The sequence below is a fragment of the Pseudoalteromonas umbrosa genome (assembly GCF_030125375.1).
Lineage (GTDB): Bacteria > Pseudomonadota > Gammaproteobacteria > Enterobacterales > Alteromonadaceae > Pseudoalteromonas > Pseudoalteromonas umbrosa.
The window spans coordinates 293916-319419 of the sequence record NZ_JASJUU010000007.1 but is presented as its reverse complement, the minus strand read 5'-3'; the positions used below and the strand labels follow the sequence as shown (position 1 = coordinate 319419).

Sequence of the window (25504 nt, the reverse complement as noted above, 5' to 3'; positions counted from 1 at the left end):
TACATAGCATTGAGCATTAAAACATCAAAAATAACAAAGACCAAAACAACTGCCGCTGTTGGGAATGGAATATATGCGAATTGCTCCTTTATCTCTTTTTGTCTCTGCCGCCTTATTGTCTGTAAGTGTTTGGGCACAAGATACTGCGACTGTGACAGCTATCGAGTCAGAGCGCTCCGAAAAACAGGCTGAGTTAGATAGATATACTCAGATTTTAGACAAGCACGTGGCTGAAGAAGCCCGTTTACAATCACAACTTGAATTGTTGAGGACCAACTCAACAGAGTTGGATAAAGAAAAGAATCAGGCACTCGACGCCATGAATGATTTATATCGTCGATTGATTGATGATCCTTCTATTGATATTTCAGCTGCGCAGATGAGGTATCAGCAGTCTGTTGCTGATCATAAATCGAATAAAGAAGATATTGCGATGCAGTTAGCGGCCATAGCATCGCACCGCAAAGATATAGAGCAAATTCGCGTCAGTAAACACACCCTAGTTAATACGCTTGCGAGCTTAAAAGATCAATTAAGCACAGCGCGAGTAGAGCGGCTACGCAACGAGTTTACCCGTGAAGGCACATTAGAAGTCGAACACACTATTAACTGTAAGCGGACAGAAACGCTTGCTGCGTGTGAGCAAAGGGGTCAGCAATTAGGTCTACAAAAAGCAACTAAACGCTTTATTGATCAGATATTTGCAAACCTAACAGAACAACGAATTGTAGAGCCGAAGAGGCACTTAGCTGGTGCGCAAGTACAGGTAGTGAGCAGCCATGTGATTGGCAGTGCATTCAGCGGTCAGGGTAATTATAGCGTTAATCTAAGTGTGACGATGCGCGGTGACGTCAATAATAGCCGCTTATGTGGCTTATTAGCGCTGGATAATCGCTTTTGTAGCGAGTACGGCACGCCATTATCTGTAGGTTATCAAGCAAGTTACCCAACGACATTCAGTGACAGCCAGCTTACTTTTAAAGATGAGCTTGATAAACCCAAACCAAGTGTGCCTAGTGTAGCGGCATTGCAACCACAGACAGAAATTAAATCACAAGTCATTCAACAAGCACCTCAAGACAGGCAGGTTGATCTTACTTTACGGTCTAATGTTTATGATGATGAAGTATTTATTGATGGCGTAAGTTATGGTTCTACTAAGCTAGTTGTCAGTGTTCCTACAGGATCTTATGACATTGAGATCCGTAAATTAGGTTATGAGTCTTATAAAGCTAGAATTGACGTAAGGCGTGCGCGAACGATAAATGCCAAATTGATAAAAAAGCCTGAGTCGATTGCTGCACCGACACCGCAAAGAGAGCAAGTAGAGCGTCCAAGCACTGTACAAAAATCAGTGACGCCTAACTTGATTGAAAATAAAGTGGTGATTATTCCTGCAGGAACATTCCAAATGGGTGACTTAACAGGTAATGGACTTGCTAATGAGCGCCCAGTGGTGGAGAAAGTGCTCAGTCACTCCTATGCGATGCAAAGCAATGAGGTGACGGTAGCAGAGTTTAGACAGTTTATTGCTAGCACGGGATATCAAACAGAAGCTGAAAAAGGCACTGGGTGTGCACATTACAAAAATGGCGAGCCTATTTGGGAAAGCGAATACAATTGGAGCAATCCAGGTTTTGAGCAAGCGGAAAACTTCCCTGTAGTTTGTGTTACCTATGAAGATGCAAAAGCATATGCAAACTGGTTATCTGCGGAGCAAGGTATTCAATACCGTCTGCCAAATGAAGTAGAGTGGGAATATGCAGCCAGAGCCGGAACAGGTTCAGAATACCCTTGGGGTAATGAGATTGGTAGAGGGCTGGCAAATTGTGGGTGGTGTGGCAGTGAGTGGTCAAATAAAAGTCCATCCCCAGTTGGTGAGTTTTCACCAAATAACTATGGTTTATATGATACCGTCGGCAATGTTTGGGAATGGACGCAAAAGCGTGCTTCTCAAGAAGATGTGACGGTGCGAGGCGGTGCATGGAACTTTGCACCTAGCTTGGCTAGGGTATCAACACGCCTAGCTTTAGCGCCTGATTTTAGAGCTAATTATATCGGTTTTAGATTGGTTCGTGAAAGATAAATAATGCGCCGAGTTGGGCGCATTCAGCTAAAGTGCAGTTAGCACTTTGTAGACTTAATTATTTTTGCCGCAGTGACAATTACTGCGGCTTAGTTAAAAGAATTCTTTAAGGTTACCCAGCCTCATGTTTAAAAAGCTACGTGGATTATTTTCAAATGACCTGTCTATTGATTTAGGCACGGCGAATACACTGATTTATGTTAAAGAAGAAGGTATTGTATTGAACGAGCCTTCTGTTGTGGCAATTCGTCAAGAGCGAGCAGGTGGACCAAAAAGTGTTGCCTCTGTCGGTACAGCTGCAAAGCAGATGCTTGGTAGAACACCAGGTAATATCAAAGCGATAAGGCCTATGAAAGATGGTGTTATTGCGGACTTCTATGTGACGGAAAAAATGCTTCAGCATTTTATTAAGCAAGTTCACAACAATAACTTTATGCGTCCAAGTCCACGCGTATTAATTTGTGTACCGTGTGGTGCAACACAAGTTGAGAAGCGTGCGATCCGTGAGTCAGCCATGGGAGCTGGTGCGCGTGAGGTATACTTGATTGAAGAACCAATGGCCGCAGCAATTGGTGCTGGTTTACCAGTATCTGAGGCAACGGGTTCAATGGTTGTTGATATCGGTGGTGGTACAACAGAAGTTGCGATCATCTCACTTAACGGCGTGGTTTATTCTTCCTCTGTGCGTATTGGTGGTGACAAATTTGATGAAGCCATCATTAATTATGTAAGACGTAACTTTGGTAGCTTAATTGGTGAAGCAACTGCGGAGCATATTAAGCATGAAATCGGTTCTGCTTTTAAGAGTGAAACACCAATTGAAATTGAAGTGCGCGGACGTAATTTAGCAGAAGGTGTACCACGTTCGTTTACACTTAACTCACACGAGATTTTAGAAGCATTACAAGAGCCACTAATGGGGATTGTGAGTGCAGTGATGGTTGCGCTAGAGCAATCTCCACCTGAGTTGGCATCTGATATCTCAGCGCATGGCATGGTCTTAACAGGCGGTGGCGCATTGTTAAAAGATTTAGATCGATTGCTGATGGAAGAGACTGGAATCCCTGTCGTGGTTGCTGATGATCCTCTTACGTGTGTTGCACGCGGTGGTGGTAAAGCGCTAGAGATGATTGATATGCATGGTGGCGATGTATTTAGTTACGACTGATGAATTTACTGTTTGGCCGAAGCATCTCTTTACAACTGCGACTTACTGTCGCAGTTGTGCTTAGTATTATCCTCATCATAGGTGACAGGTATACCGCTGGTGGTACTTTTGTCAGAACGACACTGAATACCTTAGTTAGCCCAGTATTATATGCCGCTAACATCCCATACGAACTATTTAATGTGAGTGCACAAAGCTTACATACGCGAGATCGGCTCCTAGACGAGAATGAAACCTTGCGCGCCAAGCAACTTTTGCAAAGTGAGCAGCTTCAGCAATTCCAATTTTTATTAAAAGAAAATAACGAGCTGCGAGCGCTACTGGGGGCTTCGTCACGACAGTCCCATGACCGCCAAATCGCTCAGGTACTGTCTGTGCGTTCGAATCGATATAATCATCAGGTTGTTATTAATAAGGGCACGATTGATGGCGTATCAGAAGGGCAAGCTGTTATTGATGAACTGGGATTAGTAGGTCAATTGACTCATGTCGGCACCACAACCTCCCGTGTATTGTTGATGACAGACACGACCCATGCGACTCCAGTTCGGATCTTACGTAATGATGTCAGTATGGTAGTCGAGGGGATTGGCAAGATCAATTTGGTGCAATTAGCCCATGTCTCACACAGTTTGGATATTCGTATCGGCGATATCTTAGTGACCTCAGGTCTAGGGAGTCGCTTTCCTGAGGGTTATCCAGTCGCCGTTGTTACTGAGATTGACAGAGATGAAGGACTGCCTTTTGCAAAAGTGTATGCTGAACCTATTGCGCAGTTAGACAGGATTAGACTACTGGTTATTTTAGGGGAAAACGATACGGAGGTAAGTAATGAGCCGTAGCTTTTCTTTTATCACGTTTAGCGTGTTTCTTGCGCTTATTATGGCATTGATGCCATTACCCTTTTCTTTAGAACCTTTTAGACCAGATTGGGTCCTATTAGTATTGATGTATTGGTCAATTGCGTTACCGCACAGGGTTAATATTGGCTGGGCATGGTGCACGGGTCTGATCATGGATTTGGCTGTAGGCTCTCCTTTGGGGGTTAACTCATTGACCTACTCAGTGTGCATATATATTACAGTCAGTAATTTCCAGAAGTTAAGAAACTTCTCCTTGTGGCAGCAAGCCATGTTAATAGGCTTGTTTTTAGCGCTGTACCACTTATTGCAGTTTTGGCTAAATCATTTCTTATTAGATATTTACTTTAATCCTGCATATTTATGGCCGGCTTTGGTTGGTATGTTGTGTTGGCCTTGGATCTTCCTATTGCTAAGGAAGTACCGTAGACATTTTAGGATCCGTTAATGACCGTAAAATTATATTTGGCTTCGGCATCTCCACGCCGCAAAGAGTTATTGAGCCAGCTTGGTTACGATTTTGAGCAATTTTCTGTCGATGCGGATGAGCGAGCTTTGCCAAATGAAGCACCTGAAGCTTTAGTTGAGCGCTTGGCTAGGCTCAAAGCACAAAGTGGAGTTGGAATAGGAAGTGAGAACCGTCCTGTTTTAGGTAGTGATACGATTGTTGTCGCTGATGGAGAAGCACTTGGTAAGCCTGTAAACAAAGACGACTTTATCTCTATGATGACAAAGCTATCAGGCAACACGCATCAAGTGATGACTGCGATTGCGCTGGCAGATAATCAGACAGTGATGAGTAAAACAGTCATTACTGAGGTGACCTTCAAAGTACTCTTAGCTTCAGAGATAGAACAATATTGGTCAAGCCAAGAGCCACAAGATAAAGCCGGTGGTTATGGTATACAGGGTCTCGGTGGACGATTTGTAACACAGCTTAAAGGTAGTTATTTTGCTGTAGTCGGACTACCTTTATATGAAACAGACGAATTAATTCAAGCATTTATGGCGGGTCGAGATGAGTAGCGAATTATTGATCAATGTAACACCAAGTGAAAGTCGAGTCGCACTCATTGAAAATGGTGTGCTGCAAGAAGTGCAAGTTGAACGCGTCGGTAACTTAGGCATTGTTGGTAACATCTATTTAGGCAAAGTGAGCCGAGTGCTACCGGGAATGCAGGCTGCGTTTGTTGATATTGGCCTAGAAAAAGCTGCTTTTTTACATGCCTCAGATATTGTCAGTAGTGCTTCTATTGAAGAAGCTGTTGATCATCAGCCAATTAAAAAGGTACAGGATATTAGAGAGCTGGTTAAGCAGGGCCAATTCATTATGGTGCAGGTTGTCAAAGATCCAATCGGTACCAAAGGAGCGCGTTTAACCACGGATATTACCATCCCCTCTCGTTACTTAGTTTTTATGCCTGATGCAACGCACGTTGGTGTTAGTCAAAGAATTGAAACAGAAGAAGAGCGCGACCGTCTTAAACATATTGTTGCCCAATATAACGATGAAAATGGTGGCTTTATTGTTCGCACTGCAGCTGAAGGAGCTGCTGAAGCAGAGTTAAAGCATGACGCAGAGTTTCTAAAAAAACTTTGGCAAAAAATTGTTAGCAAGCGAAGAAAGACCAGCAAAGCAAGTATCTTGCATGAGGATTTGACGCTGGCGTTCCGTACTCTACGCGATTACGTTGGTGAAGATATGGAACGTATTCGTGTTGATTCGAAGTTGACGTATCAGCAGTTGAAGACGTTTACAGAAGAGTTTGTACCTCAATTATCTGAAACTTTGGAGTATTACCCTGGCGAGCGTCCGATTTTTGATCTTTTTGATGTCGAGGCTGAGATACAAAAAGCGCTGCATCGTAAAGTTGAACTTAAATCAGGCGGCTATTTAATCATAGATCAAACAGAAGCCATGACGACTGTAGATGTGAATACAGGGGCATTTGTTGGCCACAGAAATCTAGAAGAAACCATTTTCAATACCAATGTTGAGGCAACTTCTGCTATTGCGCGTCAGCTTAGGTTAAGGAATCTAGGCGGTATTATCATAATCGACTTTATTGATATGGTTTCCGATGAACATAAACGTCGAGTATTACATTCACTCGAAGCGGCACTGGCAAAGGACCGCGCTAAAGCAAATATTAATGGGCTGTCAGCGCTTGGCTTAGTTGAAATGACGAGAAAGCGCACAAGAGAAAGTCTAGAGCATATTTTATGTGATGTATGTCCCTCTTGTTCTGGTAGAGGATCTCTGAAAACCGTAGAAACGGTTTGTTATGAGATATTGCGTGAAATTGTCAGAGTAAATCGAGCATATGATGCGGATAAGTTTATGGTGTATGCATCTGCTGCTGTGAGTGAGGCCTTGGTTAATGATGAGTATCATAACTTAGCTGAACTAGAGCTGTTTATTGGGAAGCAAGTAAGTATCCAAACTGAAAACTTGTACAGCCAAGAGCAGTTTGATGTGGTAATGATGTAGGCCGATATGCACCCCAAAACAATTTGTTTTTTTTGTATTCGAAAGGTTTGGCAAGCTTTTGCTGTAACCTTGGTTATGCTTGCGGTTTTGGTTTCTCTGTTGAAGCTGAGCTTGCCGTACGCTAATGATTACAAAAATAGCATAGAATCTTTGATTTACCGTCAACTTGATGTTGAGTTGAGCATTGGCTCAATTAGTGCGAGTTGGCAAGGCACTGGACCTGCTCTTGTGCTTGAAAATGTAAGCTTTGAAGATAACCAAAATGCTCCTATTTCTCTACATATTGATAATACCAGCTTGCAGGTTAACGTTGTTCAGTCTCTGCGGCAATGGCAATTAGTTTCCAATTATTTTGTGCTTGATGGTTTTAAAGCGAATATTCATCTAGATAGGCTTAATTTGGAAGACAGTGCTAATGAAGGAGAGTTTGAGCAACAGGCACTGATAGAAGGATTATTTTTAGGTGAAACTGGGCATTTCTCGGTCCAAAATAGTGAGGTTCACTTTTTTGGATTGCAGGATCTGCAACACACCATACTTATACAAGATATGGTTTGGCAAAATAGCACTAATGCACACCATGGTGAAGGCCGACTTGTTTTTCCAAGTTTATCCAAGGGGAGTTTAAATACCCGAGTTAAGCTTTCAGGACAAACTTTGCAAGAAATTGAAGGCGATATTTACCTCCAAGCTAATGATCTAAATGTATTAGACTTAATTGATGAGCATTTAGATGATAGTTATCGCAGCCTCAGTGCCAGCATAAATGGACAGCTTTGGACTCAGCTGCAGCAGGGAAAATTAAGTGACATATTAATTCAAGTTGAGCCTAGCTACGTGACTTGGAGTGATAAAAATAGGTTAAATAAATTAGGCCTAGAAAGTGGGCAGCTGTTAATTGAGCCGTCTGAAACTGGTTGGCTATTGACTAGCTCTGAGTTTACTTTCGTCAGCAACGATCATAATTATCAGCCAACACGATTTCAGGGTCAATGGTCGAGCACTCAGCGCATGTTTTGGCTACAGCAATTTGATTTAGAGCCGGTAGCACATGCCCTTGCATTGACAAAATACGATTGGGCGAAAGGCATAGAGAAAAGCCAGTTTAAAGGCGAGCTCAATAAGGCTAAGGTCACTTGGCAAGCAGACAGCGGCATCAATGTTTGGGGTCTTGCAAAAAATATTGCATGGCTTGAAAGTGATGCTGCACCAGGCCTTACGGGTTTAGACCTTGAAATTAACTGGCTGGGGCAGCGTGGTGTGGTCAGCGTAAGTGCCCATCAGCAACAGCTCATGACTGGGCCGCGCTTTATAAAGCCCATTGGCATTGATGAGCTCCATGGCGAGATACATTTTTGGCAGGATATGAATGCGCATTGGCAGGTTAATTCCGATAATTTGTGGGTAAGTAATGACCACCTTGCAGTGGCGCTAGAATTTCATACTCGTTTATTCTCTCAGCCTGAATTAGATTTGTATGCAGAAGTGTATGGTCAAGATGCTTCGATTGCGGGGCATTATTTTCCATTGGATTTAATGCACAGCAACTTGGTTGAGTACTTAGACAGGGGCATCATTACCGGAGAAGAGGTTAGTGCTCAAGTATTGTTGTCAGGGCCATTAAATGCGTTTCCATATCGTGATAAACAGGGGCAGTTTGAAGTATTGGCGCATATTGAAGGCGCTGAGTTTTTATTTGCACCTGATTGGCAAAGCGTAAAAAATGCTGGAGTTGAGCTGCATTTTCATAATGAACGTATGGATATTACGGCAGGTTCTGGCCAACTTTCCAATCAGAATATTGTCGGTAATGTGTTGGTGAGTTTGGCTGATCTTGAGCAAGCTGATAATCTCACGGTTAAAATCAGCCAGCAAACAGAAGCATCAAGTTTAAACGATTTTTTTGCAGATACACCGATAGCAGATCCCTTGGTTAATGTACTTGATATTGTTCAAGGTGAGGGCACTGTATATGGTGAGATAGATCTCGATATAGACTTACATAACTTAGAAGTTGTTGCAAAAGGGGCGGTGCAGTTAAATGGCAATCATATTTATCTTAGTAAACCGGGTATGCAGCTTAACGATGTGCATGGTGAATTAACCTTCCATGATGATGAGATAAAACTTCAGGAAGCACAAGCAACTTGGTTAACCATGCCGATAGAATTTTCGGTTATGGGTAATGGTGATAAACAAGGTTATGAAGTAAACATAGAAGCAGCTTTACAAGCCAGCAGCGAAGCCTTATTACCACACGGTAATGGGTTGATGGATGGTTTTATTGAAGGTAATGCGCTTTTAAGTACCAATATAGCGCTAAATTTTACAGAGCGAGGATTTAATTACTTAGCAAGTTTCAGCTCAGATTTGACTGGCGTGTCAGTGATGCTACCTCATCCTTATAGTAAAACGTCTGACTCAGCTGGAAAATTGATTGGTGAAGTAAGAGGCGATGACATATCTAACCTGATCACAGCGAATGTGAATGATCTACTGTATTTCAATGGTATTTTAGATAATAAAAATGGACGCTTCGATAAAGCGCACTTGGTAGTTGGATCACAAAATCGAGGGCTTGATCCGTTAGGCTTTACAGTGACGATCGATCAACCTGACGTTCAGTTAGATACATGGTTCGCTTTTATTGATAGGGTTATCGAGAAGAGCACATCATCGTCGCAAAATAACACCAGTTTATTACCAGAACTGAATGAAATAAGAGCGAATTTTGGTGAGCTTCTTGTTGGTAATATCCTGTTCAATGACATTGAAATGCAGATGAAGCCAGAAAGTGATGGCTGGAAAATGCGCTTGAATGGAAAGGAGCTCAGAGCACAGGTCCTGCTGCCTACTGAGGAAACTGCTGCAATTGATATACAGGCAGATTATCTGCGTTTGAATTCACAGCAGGCAGAGGTGCCTGAAGTAGAAGAAGCGACAGATTTGAGCTGGTTGACGCGTATTCCAGCCATAGAGTTTGGTTGCGATGATTGCCGTATTAATCAGTATCAACTTGATAGAGTAAACCTGTCAATTGTGGGTAATGGTGAGCAACTTACGATTGCAAACTTAGATGTAGATAAAGGTACACATACGCTTTCGGCGAAGGGGAGTTGGCGAGACGGTGTGTCACTTATAAATGGCAATTTAAGTAGTGCTGACTTTGGTGACTTAATGGAAGAGTTTGATATCACGTCAACTGTGAAAGACTCTCAAGCTAATATCGATTTTAATTTGAGTTGGCAAGCTGCGCCGTATGATTTCCAATGGGAAACATTAGCTGGAGATATTCAGTGGCAACTGGGCGAAGGCCATTTGACAGATATTAGCGATCAGGGTGCGCGTGTTTTTTCTCTGTTGAGTTTGGACTCTTTGGTACGCAAGTTGAAGCTTGATTTTAGGGATGTTTTTGCTAAAGGTTTTTTCTACAATCAAATGGAAGGTAGCTTGCAGATCGATAATGGTGTTGCGTTCACTCAAGATACGAAAATGGATGGTGTACCAGCTGATCTGAGTATTTCTGGTTATGCGAACTTAAAGACGCACGAGATTAACTATGATTTAGCGATTGCGCCACAGGTCACGTCGAGTTTACCTGTGATAGTGGGTTGGATGGTTAATCCAGTGACTGGACTGGCAGCGCTTGCAATTGACAAGGTTATTCATTCGGCACGTGTGATATCAGAAATTAATTTTAAGGTGACAGGTACAATGCAAGAGCCTGTTGTGACCGAGGTAGAGCGTAAGAGTCGCGAGGTTACGTTACCTGGCGTGAAGCCGCCAGAGTCGCCACCACCTGAAATCCCAAATGACGTATCTAAGCCTAAAGATGTTGAAGGAAATGAGTCAGAGTCAGGTCTGCCGACAGTGTTAAGCACAGAACGTGTGCAATCGAGCACCGAGCAAACGGTGACACCAAAGCAGAACAAATCAGTGCCGATAAAGCCAAAGCAAACTGAGTTAAAAATGGGTGAAACCCAGCCGTCAGAGCAGGAAAAGCCGATAAATGACGAGTCCCAAGGTAATGGACGTTAGACCTTGGAAAAGAGCAGTGCGTTTAACAAAGTGGTATAAAGCATGATGAAATCTGACTACGCCAATATTGTCGTGATCCCAATGTGCTCGGCTATGGCACCTGAAGAGAATTTTAAATATCTCACTCAACAATTAGATACTTTGAGATTGACGTCGCCCAGTTTAGTGTGTTTGCCAGAAGCCTGGCTGGCATTTTGTGCAAATGGTTTAGACTCGCTTTCAATTGCAAAGCGCAGCGACGAGTGGATAGAAAAAATAGCACAACTTTGCAAAGCTAAAGGTATATGGTTGAGCGCAGGTACCATGCCAATTTCGGCGACGGGCGATAAATATTTCGCCGCCAGTTGCCTGTTTGACGATAGCGGCAAGCTTGTAGCTCAGTATAACAAGATTCATCTATTTGATGCTGATGTCAGCGACAAAGCAAAGCGCTACCGAGAATCCGAGTTTACAGCAGCGGGTGATCAAGTTGTTGTTGTAGATAGTCCCTTTGGTAAGCTAGGCTTAAGTGTGTGTTATGACATGCGCTTTGCAGGTTTGTATCAGGTTCAACGTGAGCAAGGGGCCAATATACTCCTAATTCCAAGTGCGTTTACCACGGTAACAGGTCAGGCTCATTGGCTGCCATTACTACAAGCAAGAGCCATAGAAACACAAAGCTATGTGGTTGCTGCAGCGCAAGTTGGGCAACATAAAAATGGGCGAGAAACATACGGGCATAGCGTTATTATTTCCCCATGGGGAGAAGTGCTAGATAACAGCGCGCTATCTTTAGAGCCAATACAAAGACGGTTAGATTTAACCGAGCTACGCAGTATAAGGCAAGCAATGCCTGTATTGCAGCACAACCGATTTAAGAGCAATATGATATGAATCAAGTTGAAAAAAGCTTGTTAGCTGACAGTCAGTTAACTAGAGAGCAACTGGAAAAAACACTTAATTATATTCATCAGCACAATGTTGATTATTCCGACCTTTATTTTCAGTCCAGTTACAATGAAACATGGGTACTTGAAGATGGCAAGATAAAGGAGGGGAGCTACAACATCGAACGCGGTGTAGGTGTTAGGGCCGTTAGTGGTGAGCAGACTGGCTTTAGTTACTCAGATGCAATCAACTTAGAAGCAATTAATCAAGCTGCTGAAGCGGCACGTTCCATTGCCCAGCAAGGTGAGTCTAAGCGCGTGCAAGTTTTTACTGATGTAAAAGCGCCAATTCAGTTTCATCCTGTGCAGCCACTGCTTAGCATGACGGATGAAGAAAAGATAACTTTACTGAAAGAAGTCGATGCAGCGATCAGAGATTTAGCGCCGGATGCTCAGCAAGTCGTTTGCTCGATTGCTGCAGTATATGAGGAGGTGTTAATCGCTGCAAGTGACGGCACGTTTGCGACTGATATTCGCCCGTTAGTTCGTTTAAATTGCTCTGTATTATTGGAAAGTAATGGCAGAAGAGAACGCGGTAGTGCTGGTGGTGGTGCTCGCTTGGACTATGGTTATTTTAAAGAGTTAGAAAATGGCCAACCACGCTGGATGGTCTATGCAAAAGAGGCTGTGAGACAAGCACGTGTAAACCTAACTGCCATTGATGCTCCTGCGGGAACTATGCCGGTTGTGTTAGGCGCTGGTTGGCCTGGCGTACTGCTACACGAGGCTGTGGGGCATGGTTTAGAAGGAGATTTTAACCGCAAAGGTGCGTCAGCTTTTAGTGGCCGAGTCGGCGAACAAGTAGCTTCATCATTGTGTACTGTAGTTGATGATGGCACGATGGCGAATCGTCGAGGTTCGTTAAATATCGATGATGAAGGTACACCTGCTGGTTATAATATTCTGATTGAAAACGGTATTTTAAAAGGTTATATGCAGGACAAGACCAATGCTCGTTTAATGGAGACTCAGCCTACAGGTAATGCACGTAGAGAGTCGTTTGCACATCTACCTATGCCTAGAATGACAAATACTTATATGTTGGCAGGACAGAGTACACAGCAAGAAATCATCAGCTCAGTGAAAAAAGGCATTTTTGCGAGCAACTTTGGCGGTGGTCAAGTGGATATTACTTCAGGCAAGTTTGTTTTTTCTGCATCTGAAGCGTATTTAATCGAAGATGGTAAAGTAACGCAGCCAATTAAAGGCGCAACTCTGATTGGCAATGGCCCAGAAGCTATGCAGCAGATCTCTATGGTTGGTAATGATTTGTCGTTAGATAGAGGTGTTGGTGTCTGCGGTAAAGATGGTCAAAGCGTGCCGGTTGGTGTCGGTCAGCCAAGCCTTAAAATTGATCAATTGACGGTGGGTGGTACCGCTTAATCTACCTATAATGATTAAGGGGAGCGCGCTCCCCTCAAAAACTTAGGGCAGAATTGCTTCTTTCAAGTATTGAAACAACTCTTTATAGCCTTTGGCAGGCTTCTCTGCTTTAAGCTCTTTGTTTGCTTGGCGGACCAATTGACGCAGCTTTTGGCGTTCCATAGTTGGATGTGCTTCAAGAAGTTCGTTAATTTTGCTATCTCCAAGTTTAAGCACTTCATCTCGTACTCTCTCTACTTGGCCAAGTAACACTTCTGCTTGATTATTTTTGTTGAGCAACATATCTAAAGCGGTTTGTAGCTGTTCAACATTTTCTGTTGTACGAAGTACTTTAGCAATGTAATTCATGTGGCGACGGTATGCGTCATGTTTGCCACGGATCTTATCTGCAAGTGCCATTGCTTCAATAAGTTCATTTGTCAAAGGCAGTTTGTCTCGTTGCTTTTTGCCAAGTTCAGCAATATCAATACCAAGTTGCTGATATTGCTGAGCATCTCGCTTCAGCTCGCTTTTGGAGACATAGATGATTTCTTCATCATCAATATTGTGATCTGGTTTTTTTGCCATAATAAAGGCCATTTAATATTACAATTATATTGATTATACCAAGAAGCGCAGAAAAATATCGTAATAGTGAGGTCATTTACAATTATCACGGCGAAATGCTCACTGCTGTGTTAGGATTGTAGAGTTTAAAAGTATTTGGAAAAGCAACATGAATGATAACCAAGCGGGTTCGATATACCAACAAATCGACGAAGTAAAAGAGGCTGTATCTGAGGTTTTGACGATGGCGTCAAAGTTGGGGGCTACGTCTGCTGAAGCGGCGATGAGCCGCACCTCTGGACTGTCAGTGAGCACGCGAATGGGCGAAGTCGATACCATCGAATTTAATCAAGATGGCAGCTTGGGGATCAGTGTTTATGTTGGTAATCATAAAGGTTCAGCTTCAACTGCTGACCTGAGTGAACAAGCATTACACTCAGTTGTTCAAAAAGCCATTGAAATTGCAAAATATACGGCTGATGATGAATGTAATGGATTAGCTGACAAAGCTTTAATGGCACAAAATATTCCGGACCTTGATTTATACCACCCTTGGGAGCTATCGCCACAAGAAGCGATTGAATCTTGTATTGAAGCAGAAAAATCTGCGCTTGAATTTGATAGCCGAATTGTAAATTCGGATGGTGCGAGTATAGCGTCTCACCAAGGCCTTAGGGTGTATGGTAACAGCCATGGCTTTTTAGCTGGCTTCCCTCGAACACGTCACACTTTGAGCACCATGGTGATCGGCCAAGAAGGCGATGTGATGCAAAGGGATTCCGCATTTAGCATCTCGAGAAAGCATGATTTACTAAAGGCGCCTCAAACAGTTGGAATAGAGGCCGCAGAGTCGACATTGGCTAAGTTGAAGAGTCAGAAGCTTGAAACCATGAAGGTGCCAGTGGTATTTAGAGCTGATATTGCGAATAGCCTATTTGGGCATCTTGTTTCAGCAATTGGTGGTGGTGCCTTATATCGCAAATCTAGTTTTCTATTAGATACGCTTGGTAAGCAGGTTTTTAATTCTTGTGTCAATATTCATGAAAGGCCGCATTTGTTGCAAGGTTTAGCGTCAAGCCCATTCGATAGTGAAGGAGTATATACACAAGATAGAGATATTATCGTCGGTGGTGAGCTTCAAACCTATTTAATGGCAAGCTATGCTGCGAGAAAAATGGGCATGCAGGCAACAGGTCATGCTGGCGGGATCCACAATTGGTTAGTTCAAAGTACCCATGAAAATTTGGCTGCCATTTTAAAAGAAATGGGGACTGGTTTACTGGTTACCGAATTGATGGGGCAGGGGGTGAATACTGTAACTGGAGATTACTCTCGTGGTGCTGCTGGCTTTTGGGTCGAAAATGGAAATATACAATACCCAGTGAGCGAGATTACCATTGCGGGGAACTTAAAAGAGATGTTCCACAATATTCAGGCAATCGGCGGTGATATTGAGTTACGTGGCGCAGTTCAAACTGGTTCTGTATTAATTGATAGCATGCAAGTGGCTGGTCAATAGAGCTGATTCATTTGGTTACTCTGAGCTAGGCTCAGAGTAAAAACCAAGTGGCAGTACCTAAAAACGCAAAAATTCCAACAATATCTGTCACTGTTGTTAAAACTACACTCCCAGCAAGTGCTGGATCTATCTTCATGCGCTTGAGGATCAGAGGAATACTTGCCCCTGCGATGCCTGCTGCAACCAAGTTCATAAACATGGCAAATGCGATAACTGCGCCGAGTTTAAAGTCCCATTGCCAAACCGCTACCACACCAGCGATCAATAAAGACCAAAGAACACCATTGAGAGCGCCAATCGCGAGTTCTTTCCCGAGTAAAAACTTTTGGTTAGTTTGATTAACATGTCCAAGAGCAATACCTCTAATAACTAAGGTTAATGTCTGGCTACCGGCCACGCCTCCCATACTAGGTACAATGCCATTGAGCACTGCTAAAATAGGTAGGATATCGAGAGTGCTCTCGAAAAAGCTTGCTACAAAGGCGGCGAGCAGTGCGGTGAGTAAGTTGATCCCAAGCCAAATTGAGCGCCTTTGGCTACTTTTCATGACTGGTGCAAAAGTATCTTCTTCGTCTTCAAGACCTGCCATACTCATTAAGCTATGTTCAGCATCTTCTCTGATAACATCGACAATGTCATCAATAGTTATGCGGCCTAAGAGCTGCGTTTGATCATCGACTACGGGAGCTGATATCCAATTATGTCGTTCAAAAAGTTGGGCTACTTCGCTTTCGGGCATGTTGACAGGAATGGTTTCCCTATCTTCATTCATCAATTCTTGGACAAGCTTATCAGGTGGGTTAGTCAATAAGATGCCAATAGGTAAAGACCCTAAAAAGCGATTTTCTTTGTCTACGACATAGAGATCATCTGTGCCTTGAGGTAGTTCCTCTTTTAGACGCAAGTATCTTAAAACCACATCAAGGCTTACATCTGGACGAATGGTGATGGTGTCGCCATTCATTAGTGCCCCTGCAGAGTCCTCATTATAGGATAGAGCAAGGGTTGCCCGTGCTCTATCTTGACTGTCCATGGCACTGATAACATCTTGGTAGACAGGTACTGGAAGGCTTCTAAGTACTTCACCAAGGTCGTCATCGTCCATATCCTCTGTTGCAGCCGCAATTAACTCTGGCTCCATTTTAGCTATGATACTTAAACGAACATCTTCTGAGAGCTCTTCAAGTACATCGCCTTGAATATCTGGGTCGACCAATTGCCAAAGTGTTGTTCTGATTTTATGAGGAGAGGATTCAAGTAGCAGTGCGGTATCGCACGGGGGGATCTCAGCTAATGTTTGTCTGACTTGAACAAACTGCCCACTGTTTATTGCTTTTGTTACTTGTTGTAATTGTTCCAGTGTATAGTCTTGCTCAAAAACGTCAGGCATAGGCTTCCAAATTTAAAAATAAGAAAAGGTGATTACTTGTTGTGAATAGTCACTTTAATGATTTATTAGCAATTTTCTGCAGTACAAAATGGCAATTAAGCTGTTTTATACGGAAGAGAGCTCATAATTTTGAGCTTAGTGTAAGTGCACAAGACACATTATCAATGCTAGTTATCATATTGTAATAGATAAAATAATAATTGATTATAGCTGCTTAAAATAAAAGTACGCTATTGCAGTATTACTACAAATTAAGAAGTGACAAGTTACACTAAACAAGAGATTAGGAAAGATAATGAGTTATTCCGCTTCATGAAACTTGTCTTCAATGAGGTTACCAATAGCAATTAAAGCATTTTTGGCATCAGGGCCAGTACACCTCACCTCAACTTCTTTACCTTGGCTACTTTCTAAGAGAAGCAATGCTAATACGCTATCTCCCTGTGCACTTTTATCACCTTGATAAAGTGTTATTTGTGCATCGAACTGAGTTGAAAGCTGTGCCAATGTGGTTGCGGCTCTGGCATGCAGTCCCAACTTATTCTTTATCAGAAAAACCCCTTGGCATCGCTGCATCACTCTTGTTCTCGGTGACGAATTTTCACATTAGAGTGTGTTTTCTGAAAGCGTTCACCAAGCGTTTGGGCTAGGTAAACTGAGCGGTGTTGCCCACCAGTACAACCGATAGCGATTGTTAAATAGCTACGATTATTACGTTCAAGGTGTGGTAACCAAGTCTGCATAAATGTTTGTATTTGCCAAACAAACTTTTGTACTATGCTGTGACTCGATAAGTAATCTATGACAGGCTGGTCCAAGCCTGTTAGGGGCTTTAATTCCGGCTCCCAATGAGGGTTGGGTAAAAAGCGTGCATCAAAAACGTAATCCGCCTCTTTGGGAATACCATGTTTAAAGCCAAAAGACTCAAAAGTAATAATTAGTTGCTTATCTTTTTGGCCTAATATTTTTTCACGAACACTTTCTGCCAATTGATGAACACTTAAGTCCGTTGTATCTATTGTGATATCAGCACGGCGTATCAATACGTCTAACAACGTTCTTTCTTGCTTTATAGCCAAGTCTAACGGTAAATCATTAAGTGAAAGCGGATGTAAACGTCGTGTTTCCGAAAAGCGTTTAATCAGAGTCTGGTCATCACAGTCTAAATAAAAAACCTTCGGTTTAGCGAAGCCCGGCAAATATTCTAAAATATCATGGAACTCTTGTTGCTCTTTTGGCAGGTTTCTCACATCGATACTAACTGCAATTTTATTATAGCTGTCTGAAACACTGCGAACTAAAGCAGGTAACAAGTTGACAGGAATATTATCAGCACAGTAATAGCCCAAGTCTTCTAATACTCTTAATGCAACAGATTTACCCGAGCCAGATCGGCCACTGATAATTATGAGCTCCACGATTCATTCCTATTATTTATCAAACTCAACAAGGACTTGGTAAAGCTCATGATCATTACTTGCTTGTCTAAGTCTCTTGCAAAAATGCTTATCATTTAGTTTACCAGCGATACTCGCCAAGGTCTCTAAATGTTGTTTATTTCCACCTTCTGGTACGATGAGTGAAACAAAAATGTCTACATTGCGATCGTCATAGGCATCAAATGGAATAGGCTGCTGATTTACAAGTAAGATGGCAATGATATTATCCAGCCCTGCTAGTCGTCCGTGCGGAATAGCTATGCCTTTTCCAATACCCGTACTGCCCAGTTTTTCGCGATTTAAAAGTGCCTCGAGAATATCGTGCTGATTGGCGTTTGGTATTTTTTCTTGTGCCAATTCACTGATGTATTGGAGTATTCTTTTTTTACTATTAAAAAGGACCGCAGCTTTGCTGCAGTCCTCAGAGATTAGTGTGCTAAGTTTCATGGTTAATGTCGAGTTAGCTTCTCTTTATGTTTAATAACTTGCCTATCTAGTTTGTCAATCAAGCCGTCGATGGCTGCATACATGTCTTTATGTTCTGTTGAAGCAAATAGCTCGCCGCCATTTACATGCAAAGTGGCTTCTGCTTTTTGAATTAGTTTTTCGACATCTAGGATTACATGCACGTTATTGATGTGATCAAAATGCCTTTCTAGCTTCGCAAACTTACTTGTTACGTAGTCTCTTAATGAATCGGTAATTTCTACATGGCGACCAGTTAAATTTAGTTGCATAAGCATTTTTCCTTCTTTTGTTACGCCTAAATCAAGCTTTTACGCTGATTAGACGGTGGAATAGCCAAAGACTCTCGGTATTTGGCAATAGTACGTCTTGCCACCTTAATACCTTGGTCAGCTAATACATCTGCAATTTTGCTATCACTTAAAGGCTTAGCTGAGTTTTCTGCAGCAATTAGCTTTTTGATGAGTGCTCTGATTGCTGTTGAAGAGCATTCCCCACCATTCTCGGTACTAACATGGCTCGAGAAGAAGTATTTCAATTCATAAATGCCGCGAGGCGTGTGCATAAACTTTTGTGTTGTTACCCGAGATATTGTTGACTCGTGCATATCAACCATTTCAGCAACATCATTGAGAACCATAGGCCTCATTGCCTCAGGGCCATGTTCAAAGAATGCCTGTTGTTGCTGAACAATGCAATTGGTAACTTTCAATAAAGTTTCATTTCTGCTTTCTAAACTTTTAATAAACCATTTCGCTTCTTGTAAATGCGAACGAATAAACTGACTGTCACTATTTGATTTGACTGAGCGTGACATTGCAGCGTAATGATCATTGACTCTAATTTTGGGCATTGAGTCAGGGTTTAGCTCAACTACCCAGCGCCCTTTTATTTTTTTGACGGATACATCGGGGATAACATAATCCGCTTCTTCTTGCACGATACTGGCTGCTGGCTTGGGATTCAAACTATGGATTAGCGTCATGACCTCTTTGAGTTCGCCCTCTTTAAGCTTCGTTTTTTTCATAATAGTACGATAATCACGATTTGCTAATAGGTCTATATGCTCTTCAATTACATGCTTTGTTTGTTCCAGCCAGGGCGTGTCCATTGTAAATTGATTTAGTTGCACAATCAGACATTCTTGAAGGCTACGAGCTGCGATCCCGACAGGGTCAAACAGTTGAATACGTTTTAATACGGCTTCAACTTCATCTAACTCTATTGGCTCTTGATCATTGTCTTTATTTAAGCTTTCAACAATATCTTCGCAAGGTACCGTCAAGATTCCAGAGTCATCAACACCTTCAACGATAGACAGTGCAATCAGCCTGTCGATTGCACTAAAAGGTGTGAGTTCTAATTGCCACATAAGGTATTCTTGAAGGCTTTCGGTTGTTTGGCCTTGATAGACACTTTCATCTTCAGGCATTGGGCCTGAAGAGCTTACTGGTGCAGCACTGATATATTCATCCCATGTGACGTCCATAGCCATTTCATCACTGAGTGTTTCTTTGTTGAGTGCTGTATCCGTGTCTTGTTCATAGTCACTCAGCTGCGGTTCAACGGCATCTTCAGTATTGCTGTCTGTTTTCTCTGCAGTCTGAGCTTGTTCATGGGTTTTATCTACACCGTTATCAAAGGCTTCTTGTTCGTTTTCTTCTACTTCCAATAAAGGATTGCTATCCAGCGCTTCTTGAATTTCTTGCTGGAGGTCTAATGTGCTTAACTGCAGCAGGCGTATTGCTTGCTGCAGTTGCGGTGTCATTGTTAATTGCTGCCCCATGCGCAGCTGTAGCGATTGCCTCATGTATATCTAACAATCCTTTCTGTTGTTACGCTTATTCTTAACTATAGCCTGAATTGCTCGCCTAAGTAGACATCTCGGACGGTTTGATCCGCTAAAACATGTTCAGGTGTGCCCGAAGCAATTAATTCACCATGGGAAACAATATATGCTTTTTCACATACATCCAAAGTTTCTCGAACATTATGATCAGTGATCAATACGCCGATCCCACGGTTTTTTAAATGCTCAATAATTTTCTTTATATCTAACACTGAAATTGGATCAACACCAGCAAAAGGCTCATCTAATAGAATAAATTTAGGATTTGCGGCTAAAGCGCGAGCAATTTCTACGCGTCGACGCTCACCACCAGAGAGAGCCATTCCCAAACTAGAGCGAATATGTTGAATATTAAATTCATCGAGTAAATCGTTCAATATCGTTTCGCGTTGGGCTTTGTTGAGGTCTTTTCTAGTCTCAAGTATAGCCATCAAATTGTCGTACACCGTTAATTTTCTGAATATTGAAGACTCTTGAGGCAAATACCCTATACCCAACCGAGCTCGGCTGTGCATTGGTAATAGAGTTATATCTTGTGAGTCAATATGAATACTGCCCTTATCGCTTGGTACAAGGCCAACAATCATATAAAAAGTGGTGGTTTTGCCTGCGCCATTTGGGCCGAGTAAACCAACTATGCTTCCTGCTTCAACACTTAGTTCAACATTTTTTACAACTTGTCTGCCTTTATAACTTTTGGCCAGTGCCGTCGCTTTTAATGTGCTCACTGCGGCTCCTTGTTACCATCTTGTTCTTTATCAACAGGGAGTAAAACAGTTCTCACACGTTTACCTTCCTCATTTGCCTTTTGTGCGCTAATAAGCTGTTTTTCCATATCATAGAGGATCTCTTGGGCAGAAATCTTTTGACCAGCTTGGCTGATTTCGGCATTGCCTTTAATCGTTAATAAGCGATTAGCTACGTCATATCGTACTTCTTGGGCTGAGGCTTTTAATAAGCTGCCATCGGTCTGCTGCTCTTGGAAAATCGCGGGAGATCCTGTTGCAACTAATAATTGTTTATTCTCACCCAAATCTTCTCTGCGATGGACTTCAAGACGATCAGCGAAAATTTTTCGTTGGCCATGTATTATCTCGACGTTTTCTTCAAAAACCCCAATATTAGTCTGCAACTGTGCTTGTTGCTTACCTGAACTGATGATCACTTGTTCAGGCGTATTGTTGGCAAGGGCACTATATGGAAAAAGTGCGATAGCACAAGTAACTAGTAGGGTTGCACTTAATTTATTGCTTATCATAAATCGTTTCAGTGTGGTTAATGAGTTCAATGACCTCAACATTGAGATCGGCGATTAGCCCTTTACCGGTAATGGTTAAGCTTGGGCCAGTAATGATCACCGGTTGCTCTGAGCGCATTATTCGATTACTGATTTCAAGTCGAAGATTATCTGCGTCTATTTCGGTGATCATGGCATTGTCATTTAAGTTTGTCGCTTTGACGTTGCCTTCTAAAATCAAAGTATCGTTTTCATATAAGGTGGCTTCATTGGCAGTGAGCTGCCAGTTATGTTGCCCATTATGTAGAACAAAAATTGGTACTTCAAAGTGGCTAAATCCCAACTCTTGATATAACTCCATTCGCTGTGCTGTTATTTGATAACTCAGCTGTCCATTTTCTGCAAATGAGGTCTGTTTTAAATCAATTGCAACGTAGTCAGGTTGAGCGATTGTTTCTTGTTCTTGCTGTAACGACAGTTCTGTTTGGGTCAAATAGGGGTACCAAAGCCACAGCATGGCAGCACCGAAAACTACGAGTAAAATAACCCGCAAATTGGTCATGTACTGCTCCCCGTAGAGAGTAATTCGTTACCTTGACTCAACATTAATAAGTCGGTTAGTTCTCTCACAGCGCCAAATCCACCTGGCAACAAGGTTGTGTAATGAGCCAGTTTTTTTACCAGTGGGTGGGCATCTGCGACGGCAACAGCGAGTCCTACTTTTTGCATTACCGGAATATCAGGGCCATCATCGCCAATATAGGCAATTTGATCATCAGTTAAGTTTAAGTTGTCTTTTAATTCTTCGTATGCTTTAACCTTATCTTCTTGACCTTGGTAAATGTGTTTTACGTTTAAGCTAGTCATACGTTGCTTAACTATTTCTGAATGTCGCCCAGTAATGACGGCAACTTCAACACCAGTTTCAATTAAGGCTTTGATTCCGAAACCATCTTTGGTGTTGAATGCTTTTAATTCTTCACCTTGGTTACCCAAATAAATACGACCATCTGAAAATACGCCATCAATATCGCAAATTAGCAGCTTGATAGATTTCGCTTTGTCGCTTGTCTGTACAGAGATTGCTTGATAAAGCTCACTAAATTGCATGTTTATAGTACTCCTGCTCGCAGTAAATCTTGAGTATTGAGTGCCCCGATAGGGTGTTTATTTTCATCAATGACGATTAGGCCATTAATGCGCTTTTTTTCCATGATATTAAGGGCTTCAGCAGCCAGCATATCAGGTGATGCCGTAGTACAACAAATAGTCATCACTGAATCAATAGTATCATTATGCAAATCGGCTTTTTGTTCGATAACACGGCGTAAATCGCCATCAGTGAATATACCGCATAGCTGCTTTTGCTCATTCACGATGGCAGTCATGCCTAAGCCTTTAGCTGACATGTCGAATAATGCGTCTTTAATAGAGCTTCCCAGCGGAGTCATTGGCACATCACTGCCGCTATGCATGATGTCTTGTAATGTTAATAGTAATCTTTTACCCAAGCTTCCACCTGGGTGTGAAAGCGCAAAATCATCCGCGGTAAAGCCTCTTGCCTCTAATAAAGCCACAGCCAACGCGTCACCCATTACAAGCGTCGCTGTGGTACTGGCTGTAGGTGCTAAACCGAGTGGGCAGGCCTCTTGCGAAACTTTAATACAAAGATGGATATCAGCTTGCTGTGCCATTGTGGAGCTTGCGTTGCCTGTCATGCTGATCACTCGTGCGCCAATTCTTTTTATCACAGGAATAATGCCGACAACTTCTCCTGTTTCACCTGAATTTGAAATAAGCAAGACGACGTCTTCGGCGGTGATCATACCTAAGTCACCGTGGCTCGCTTCGCCCGGGTGTACAAAAAAAGAGGGAGTGCCTGTACTGGCCAGTGTCGCCGCAACTTTATTGCCAATGTGGCCTGATTTTCCCATCCCGATGACAATTACACGCCCAGTACAGTTAAGCATAAGCTCACAAGCTGAGATAAAATTGTTGTCTATATACTGATTGAGCTCGCTAATTGCTTGTTGTTCAATATCTAGTACGCGTTTTGCGGACTCAATAAATACGTGTTTATCCATATTAACTCCTAGATAATTGCATACATATAGCCAACAAACGCGGCAAGTAGCAGGCCGCCTTCAATGCGGTTAATTTGTCGTTTACCTCTGAGGTTTACGCTCATGATAATTAACGCGGCGGTTGCGCCTAACATGACATAAATATCACGTTGGGAAATATTCATATCCAGCTGAGCTGGGTTTAATATCCCCGCGATTGATAATACTGCGAGTATATTGAAGATATTAGAACCAATGATGTTACCGAGCGCGAGGTCGTCTTCATTTTTCAATACTCCAGCAACACAAGCTGCCAGCTCAGGTAAGCTGGTACCGATAGCAATAATTGTTAGGCCAATTAACAAATCGCTCATACCAAAGAACTTGGCGATATCGACAGCAGAGTCAACCAGCAAATCTGCGCTGACAGGCAGTACTATCATGCCAACAATAAGCCATAACAGTGCATTTTTTGTAGGGACATTATCTGGAACTTCATCACATGCCTCTGAAACGAGAGGATCATCTTCTTGGTCTTTACCACTATTTTTGGTGATATAAATCAGGCCAAGGATAAAACTTGCAAAACCGGCTAATAAAATAAAGCCTTCAGTCGCGCTAAAGTAATTGTCACTGATGATATACCATGCGCCTAGTGACACGATGATAAGTAACGGCATCTCTCGGCGTAAAATGCCTGAACCGACAGCCAGAGGACGAAGCAGGGCAGTGATACCTAAAACAAGTAAAATATTAGCAATATTTGAGCCAACGGCATTACCAACTGCAGTATCTGTTTTATCTGATAAAGCAGCTTGTGCTGCGACCATCATTTCTGGGGCTGAAGAGCCCATAGCAACTATCGTTAGGCCAACAATTAAAGTTGGGACGCCAAAGTTCTTCGCTAAGGCAGCTGCGCCAAAGACAAATCTATCTGCGCTCCAAACCAGTGCAACAAAACCTAAGATGAGAATGACAAAAGATAAAACCATGAAACCTATGCCGAGCAACTAAATTACAGTGCGGTAAATATTATCAAATGCGTTGTCAAATGTATAAATAATCTCACCTAGTTACTTAACTCCGTCTTTGATTAACCTACATTCTGATGCAAAGAATGGTGACAAATAACCTTTTTAAACCATGACCATTACAAAATTTTACCAATTTGCATTTTCCATCTTGGTTGAAAAAAACGTATTATTCACCCATTGGTGAAATCGATATATGGAGAGCGACTTGTCGCAGTCAATCGTTGAAGTCAAGGATGTAACCTTTTCTCGCGGTGAAAGAGTCATATATAAAAATATGAGCTTTTCAGTGCCCAGAGGTAAAATTACAGCCATCATGGGGCCAAGTGGTATTGGTAAAACCACCATGTTGCGCTTAATAGGTGGTCAACTTCGCCCAGACAGTGGTGATATTACATTTATGGGCTCAAGTGTCCCTGCTATGACTCGATCTGAGTTATATCAGGCTCGCAAGCAAATGAGCATGTTGTTTCAAAGTGGTGCACTGTTTACCGACATGTCAGTTTTCGACAATGTGGCTTTTCCGCTGCGCGAACATACACAATTAGGTGAAGATTTAATTCGTTTGATTGTTTTAATGAAATTACAAGCTGTTGGCCTTAGAGGTGCAAAAGACCTTATGCCTGCTGAATTATCAGGCGGTATGGCGAGGCGAGCAGCACTGGCGCGAGCAATTGCTTTAGACCCTGAACTAATTATGTACGACGAGCCGTTTGCAGGGCAGGATCCAATCTCAATGGGCGTACTGGTCAGGATGATAAAATCGCTTAATGAAGTGTTAGGGCTATCTTCGTTAATTGTCACGCATGATGTTACAGAAGTACTCAGTATTGCAGACCATGTGGTTATCATCGCAGAACAAGGCGTAATTGGAAGTGGTACACCAGAGCAAATGTTGGCACATAGCTCTCCGCTTGTGCAGCAGTTTTTGCAGGGGCTATCAGATGGTCCAGTGCCATTTCATTTCAATGCAGCACCTTACGATGAGGAATTATTGGATGGAGGCGTGTAAG

24 protein-coding genes are annotated in these 25504 nt (G+C 42.4%); 11 read left to right on the top strand and 13 right to left on the bottom strand.

The genetic code is table 11. The features are described from left to right. The first annotated feature begins 73 nt into the window (after positions 1–73). The 9 genes from QNM16_RS20955 (at position 74) to tldD (ending at position 12952) form a co-directional block, all read left to right on the top strand. Positions 74–2086 carry an SUMF1/EgtB/PvdO family nonheme iron enzyme gene (locus QNM16_RS20955; protein WP_284022225.1) on the top strand — a complete coding sequence of 671 codons (2013 nt, stop codon included), beginning with the start codon at positions 74–76 and terminating at the stop codon, positions 2084–2086. Between the two features lie 124 nt (positions 2087–2210). Further along, a complete protein-coding gene (locus QNM16_RS20950; RefSeq protein ID WP_010376642.1) occupies positions 2211–3254 on the top strand; it encodes a rod shape-determining protein in 1044 nt (347 codons plus the stop codon). Beyond that, entirely contained in the window at positions 3254–4096 is an 843-nt protein-coding gene (gene mreC, locus QNM16_RS20945; protein WP_284022224.1) for a rod shape-determining protein MreC, read from the top strand. The genes QNM16_RS20950 and mreC overlap by 1 nt, the downstream gene beginning before the upstream one ends. Continuing rightward, the gene (gene mreD, locus QNM16_RS20940; protein WP_063361365.1) at positions 4086–4562 is read left to right on the top strand and encodes a rod shape-determining protein MreD; all 477 of its coding nucleotides are present in this window, start codon (positions 4086–4088) and stop codon (positions 4560–4562) included. The genes mreC and mreD overlap by 11 nt, the downstream gene beginning before the upstream one ends. After that, on the top strand, positions 4562–5140 hold the full coding sequence (locus QNM16_RS20935; protein WP_284022223.1) for a Maf family protein: 579 nt from the start codon (positions 4562–4564) through the stop codon (positions 5138–5140). Before mreD ends, QNM16_RS20935 begins: the two co-directional genes overlap by 1 nt. Beyond that, entirely contained in the window at positions 5133–6605 is a 1473-nt protein-coding gene (rng, locus tag QNM16_RS20930) for a ribonuclease G (RefSeq protein WP_284022222.1), read from the top strand. The genes QNM16_RS20935 and rng overlap by 8 nt, the downstream gene beginning before the upstream one ends. A gap of 6 nt (positions 6606–6611) precedes the next feature. Continuing rightward, on the top strand, positions 6612–10643 hold the full coding sequence (locus tag QNM16_RS20925; protein WP_284022221.1) for a YhdP family protein: 4032 nt from the start codon (positions 6612–6614) through the stop codon (positions 10641–10643). A 45-nt stretch (positions 10644–10688) separates the two neighbouring features. Further along, on the top strand, positions 10689–11516 hold the full coding sequence (locus QNM16_RS20920) for a carbon-nitrogen hydrolase family protein (protein WP_417710415.1): 828 nt from the start codon (positions 10689–10691) through the stop codon (positions 11514–11516). Continuing rightward, complete coding sequence (tldD, locus tag QNM16_RS20915; RefSeq protein ID WP_284022219.1) at positions 11513–12952, top strand: metalloprotease TldD; 1440 nt, start codon at positions 11513–11515, stop codon at positions 12950–12952. The genes QNM16_RS20920 and tldD overlap by 4 nt, the downstream gene beginning before the upstream one ends. Positions 12953–12994: 42 nt before the next feature. Here the strand turns inward: tldD and yjgA are convergent, their stop codons facing one another. Beyond that, a complete protein-coding gene (gene yjgA / locus QNM16_RS20910) occupies positions 12995–13519 on the bottom strand; it encodes a ribosome biogenesis factor YjgA (RefSeq protein ID WP_284022218.1) in 525 nt (174 codons plus the stop codon). 148 nt (positions 13520–13667) lie between these two features. Between yjgA and pmbA the strand changes: the two genes are divergently transcribed. Then, entirely contained in the window at positions 13668–15017 is a 1350-nt protein-coding gene (gene pmbA, locus QNM16_RS20905) for a metalloprotease PmbA (RefSeq protein WP_284022217.1), read from the top strand. Positions 15018–15048: 31 nt separating this feature from the next. Here the strand turns inward: pmbA and mgtE are convergent, their stop codons facing one another. The 12 genes from mgtE to QNM16_RS20845 form a co-directional block, all read right to left on the bottom strand. Continuing rightward, positions 15049–16407 carry a magnesium transporter gene (mgtE, locus tag QNM16_RS20900; protein WP_284022216.1) on the bottom strand — a complete coding sequence of 453 codons (1359 nt, stop codon included), beginning with the start codon at positions 16405–16407 and terminating at the stop codon, positions 15049–15051. A gap of 300 nt (positions 16408–16707) precedes the next feature. After that, entirely contained in the window at positions 16708–16983 is a 276-nt protein-coding gene (locus QNM16_RS20895; protein ID WP_284022215.1) for an HPr family phosphocarrier protein, read from the bottom strand. Continuing rightward, entirely contained in the window at positions 16983–17825 is an 843-nt protein-coding gene (gene rapZ / locus QNM16_RS20890) for an RNase adapter RapZ (RefSeq protein ID WP_284022214.1), read from the bottom strand. The genes QNM16_RS20895 and rapZ overlap by 1 nt, the downstream gene beginning before the upstream one ends. 12 nt (positions 17826–17837) lie before the next feature. Then, the gene (ptsN, locus tag QNM16_RS20885) at positions 17838–18293 is read right to left on the bottom strand and encodes a PTS IIA-like nitrogen regulatory protein PtsN (RefSeq protein ID WP_284022213.1); all 456 of its coding nucleotides are present in this window, start codon (positions 18291–18293) and stop codon (positions 17838–17840) included. Positions 18294–18295: 2 nt separating this feature from the next. Continuing rightward, positions 18296–18583 (bottom strand): ribosome hibernation promoting factor, encoded by a 288-nt coding sequence (gene hpf, locus QNM16_RS20880; RefSeq protein WP_023397244.1) that lies wholly within the window; start codon positions 18581–18583, stop codon positions 18296–18298. 26 nt (positions 18584–18609) lie between these two features. Continuing rightward, on the bottom strand, positions 18610–20121 hold the full coding sequence (locus tag QNM16_RS20875; protein ID WP_284022212.1) for an RNA polymerase factor sigma-54: 1512 nt from the start codon (positions 20119–20121) through the stop codon (positions 18610–18612). Positions 20122–20162: 41 nt separating this feature from the next. Next, complete coding sequence (gene lptB, locus QNM16_RS20870) at positions 20163–20888, bottom strand: LPS export ABC transporter ATP-binding protein (protein ID WP_284022211.1); 726 nt, start codon at positions 20886–20888, stop codon at positions 20163–20165. Then, positions 20885–21415 carry a lipopolysaccharide transport periplasmic protein LptA gene (gene lptA / locus QNM16_RS20865; RefSeq protein WP_284022289.1) on the bottom strand — a complete coding sequence of 177 codons (531 nt, stop codon included), beginning with the start codon at positions 21413–21415 and terminating at the stop codon, positions 20885–20887. The genes lptB and lptA overlap by 4 nt, the downstream gene beginning before the upstream one ends. Further along, positions 21405–21959 carry an LPS export ABC transporter periplasmic protein LptC gene (lptC, locus tag QNM16_RS20860; RefSeq protein ID WP_284022210.1) on the bottom strand — a complete coding sequence of 185 codons (555 nt, stop codon included), beginning with the start codon at positions 21957–21959 and terminating at the stop codon, positions 21405–21407. Before lptC ends, lptA begins: the two co-directional genes overlap by 11 nt. After that, positions 21956–22507, bottom strand: a complete 552-nt coding sequence (gene kdsC, locus QNM16_RS20855; protein WP_284022209.1) for a 3-deoxy-manno-octulosonate-8-phosphatase KdsC — start codon at positions 22505–22507, stop codon at positions 21956–21958. Before kdsC ends, lptC begins: the two co-directional genes overlap by 4 nt. A 2-nt stretch (positions 22508–22509) precedes the next feature. After that, the gene (locus tag QNM16_RS20850) at positions 22510–23481 is read right to left on the bottom strand and encodes a KpsF/GutQ family sugar-phosphate isomerase (protein ID WP_284022208.1); all 972 of its coding nucleotides are present in this window, start codon (positions 23479–23481) and stop codon (positions 22510–22512) included. 8 nt (positions 23482–23489) lie between these two features. Then, positions 23490–24452: a calcium/sodium antiporter gene (locus QNM16_RS20845; RefSeq protein ID WP_284022207.1), complete on the bottom strand. Its 963-nt coding sequence runs from the start codon at positions 24450–24452 to the stop codon at positions 23490–23492. A gap of 235 nt (positions 24453–24687) precedes the next feature. Here QNM16_RS20845 and QNM16_RS20840 point away from each other — a divergent pair, with 235 nt between their 5' ends. Further along, positions 24688–25503 carry an ATP-binding cassette domain-containing protein gene (locus tag QNM16_RS20840; RefSeq protein ID WP_284022206.1) on the top strand — a complete coding sequence of 272 codons (816 nt, stop codon included), beginning with the start codon at positions 24688–24690 and terminating at the stop codon, positions 25501–25503. Position 25504 lies beyond the last annotated feature (1 nt).

Coding starts and splice junctions, on each gene's coding strand:
- QNM16_RS20845 (WP_284022207.1), bottom strand. CDS start 24,452: ATGGTTTTATCTTTTGTCATTCTCATCTTAGGTTTTGTTGCACTGGTT.
- tldD (WP_284022219.1), top strand. CDS start 11,513: ATGAATCAAGTTGAAAAAAGCTTGTTAGCTGACAGTCAGTTAACTAGA.
- rng (WP_284022222.1), top strand. CDS start 5,133: ATGAGTAGCGAATTATTGATCAATGTAACACCAAGTGAAAGTCGAGTC.
- kdsC (WP_284022209.1), bottom strand. CDS start 22,507: ATGCAATTTAGTGAGCTTTATCAAGCAATCTCTGTACAGACAAGCGAC.
- QNM16_RS20850 (WP_284022208.1), bottom strand. CDS start 23,481: ATGGATAAACACGTATTTATTGAGTCCGCAAAACGCGTACTAGATATT.
- ptsN (WP_284022213.1), bottom strand. CDS start 18,293: ATGAAACTTAGCACACTAATCTCTGAGGACTGCAGCAAAGCTGCGGTC.
- QNM16_RS20840 (WP_284022206.1), top strand. CDS start 24,688: ATGGAGAGCGACTTGTCGCAGTCAATCGTTGAAGTCAAGGATGTAACC.
- QNM16_RS20955 (WP_284022225.1), top strand. CDS start 74: ATGCGAATTGCTCCTTTATCTCTTTTTGTCTCTGCCGCCTTATTGTCT.
- pmbA (WP_284022217.1), top strand. CDS start 13,668: ATGAATGATAACCAAGCGGGTTCGATATACCAACAAATCGACGAAGTA.
- QNM16_RS20935 (WP_284022223.1), top strand. CDS start 4,562: ATGACCGTAAAATTATATTTGGCTTCGGCATCTCCACGCCGCAAAGAG.
- QNM16_RS20925 (WP_284022221.1), top strand. CDS start 6,612: ATGCACCCCAAAACAATTTGTTTTTTTTGTATTCGAAAGGTTTGGCAA.
- mreC (WP_284022224.1), top strand. CDS start 3,254: ATGAATTTACTGTTTGGCCGAAGCATCTCTTTACAACTGCGACTTACT.
- QNM16_RS20920 (WP_417710415.1), top strand. CDS start 10,689: ATGAAATCTGACTACGCCAATATTGTCGTGATCCCAATGTGCTCGGCT.
- yjgA (WP_284022218.1), bottom strand. CDS start 13,519: ATGGCAAAAAAACCAGATCACAATATTGATGATGAAGAAATCATCTAT.
- QNM16_RS20895 (WP_284022215.1), bottom strand. CDS start 16,983: ATGCAGCGATGCCAAGGGGTTTTTCTGATAAAGAATAAGTTGGGACTG.
- QNM16_RS20950 (WP_010376642.1), top strand. CDS start 2,211: ATGTTTAAAAAGCTACGTGGATTATTTTCAAATGACCTGTCTATTGAT.
- hpf (WP_023397244.1), bottom strand. CDS start 18,583: ATGCAACTAAATTTAACTGGTCGCCATGTAGAAATTACCGATTCATTA.
- mgtE (WP_284022216.1), bottom strand. CDS start 16,407: ATGCCTGACGTTTTTGAGCAAGACTATACACTGGAACAATTACAACAA.
- QNM16_RS20875 (WP_284022212.1), bottom strand. CDS start 20,121: ATGAGGCAATCGCTACAGCTGCGCATGGGGCAGCAATTAACAATGACA.
- lptC (WP_284022210.1), bottom strand. CDS start 21,959: ATGACCAATTTGCGGGTTATTTTACTCGTAGTTTTCGGTGCTGCCATG.
- mreD (WP_063361365.1), top strand. CDS start 4,086: ATGAGCCGTAGCTTTTCTTTTATCACGTTTAGCGTGTTTCTTGCGCTT.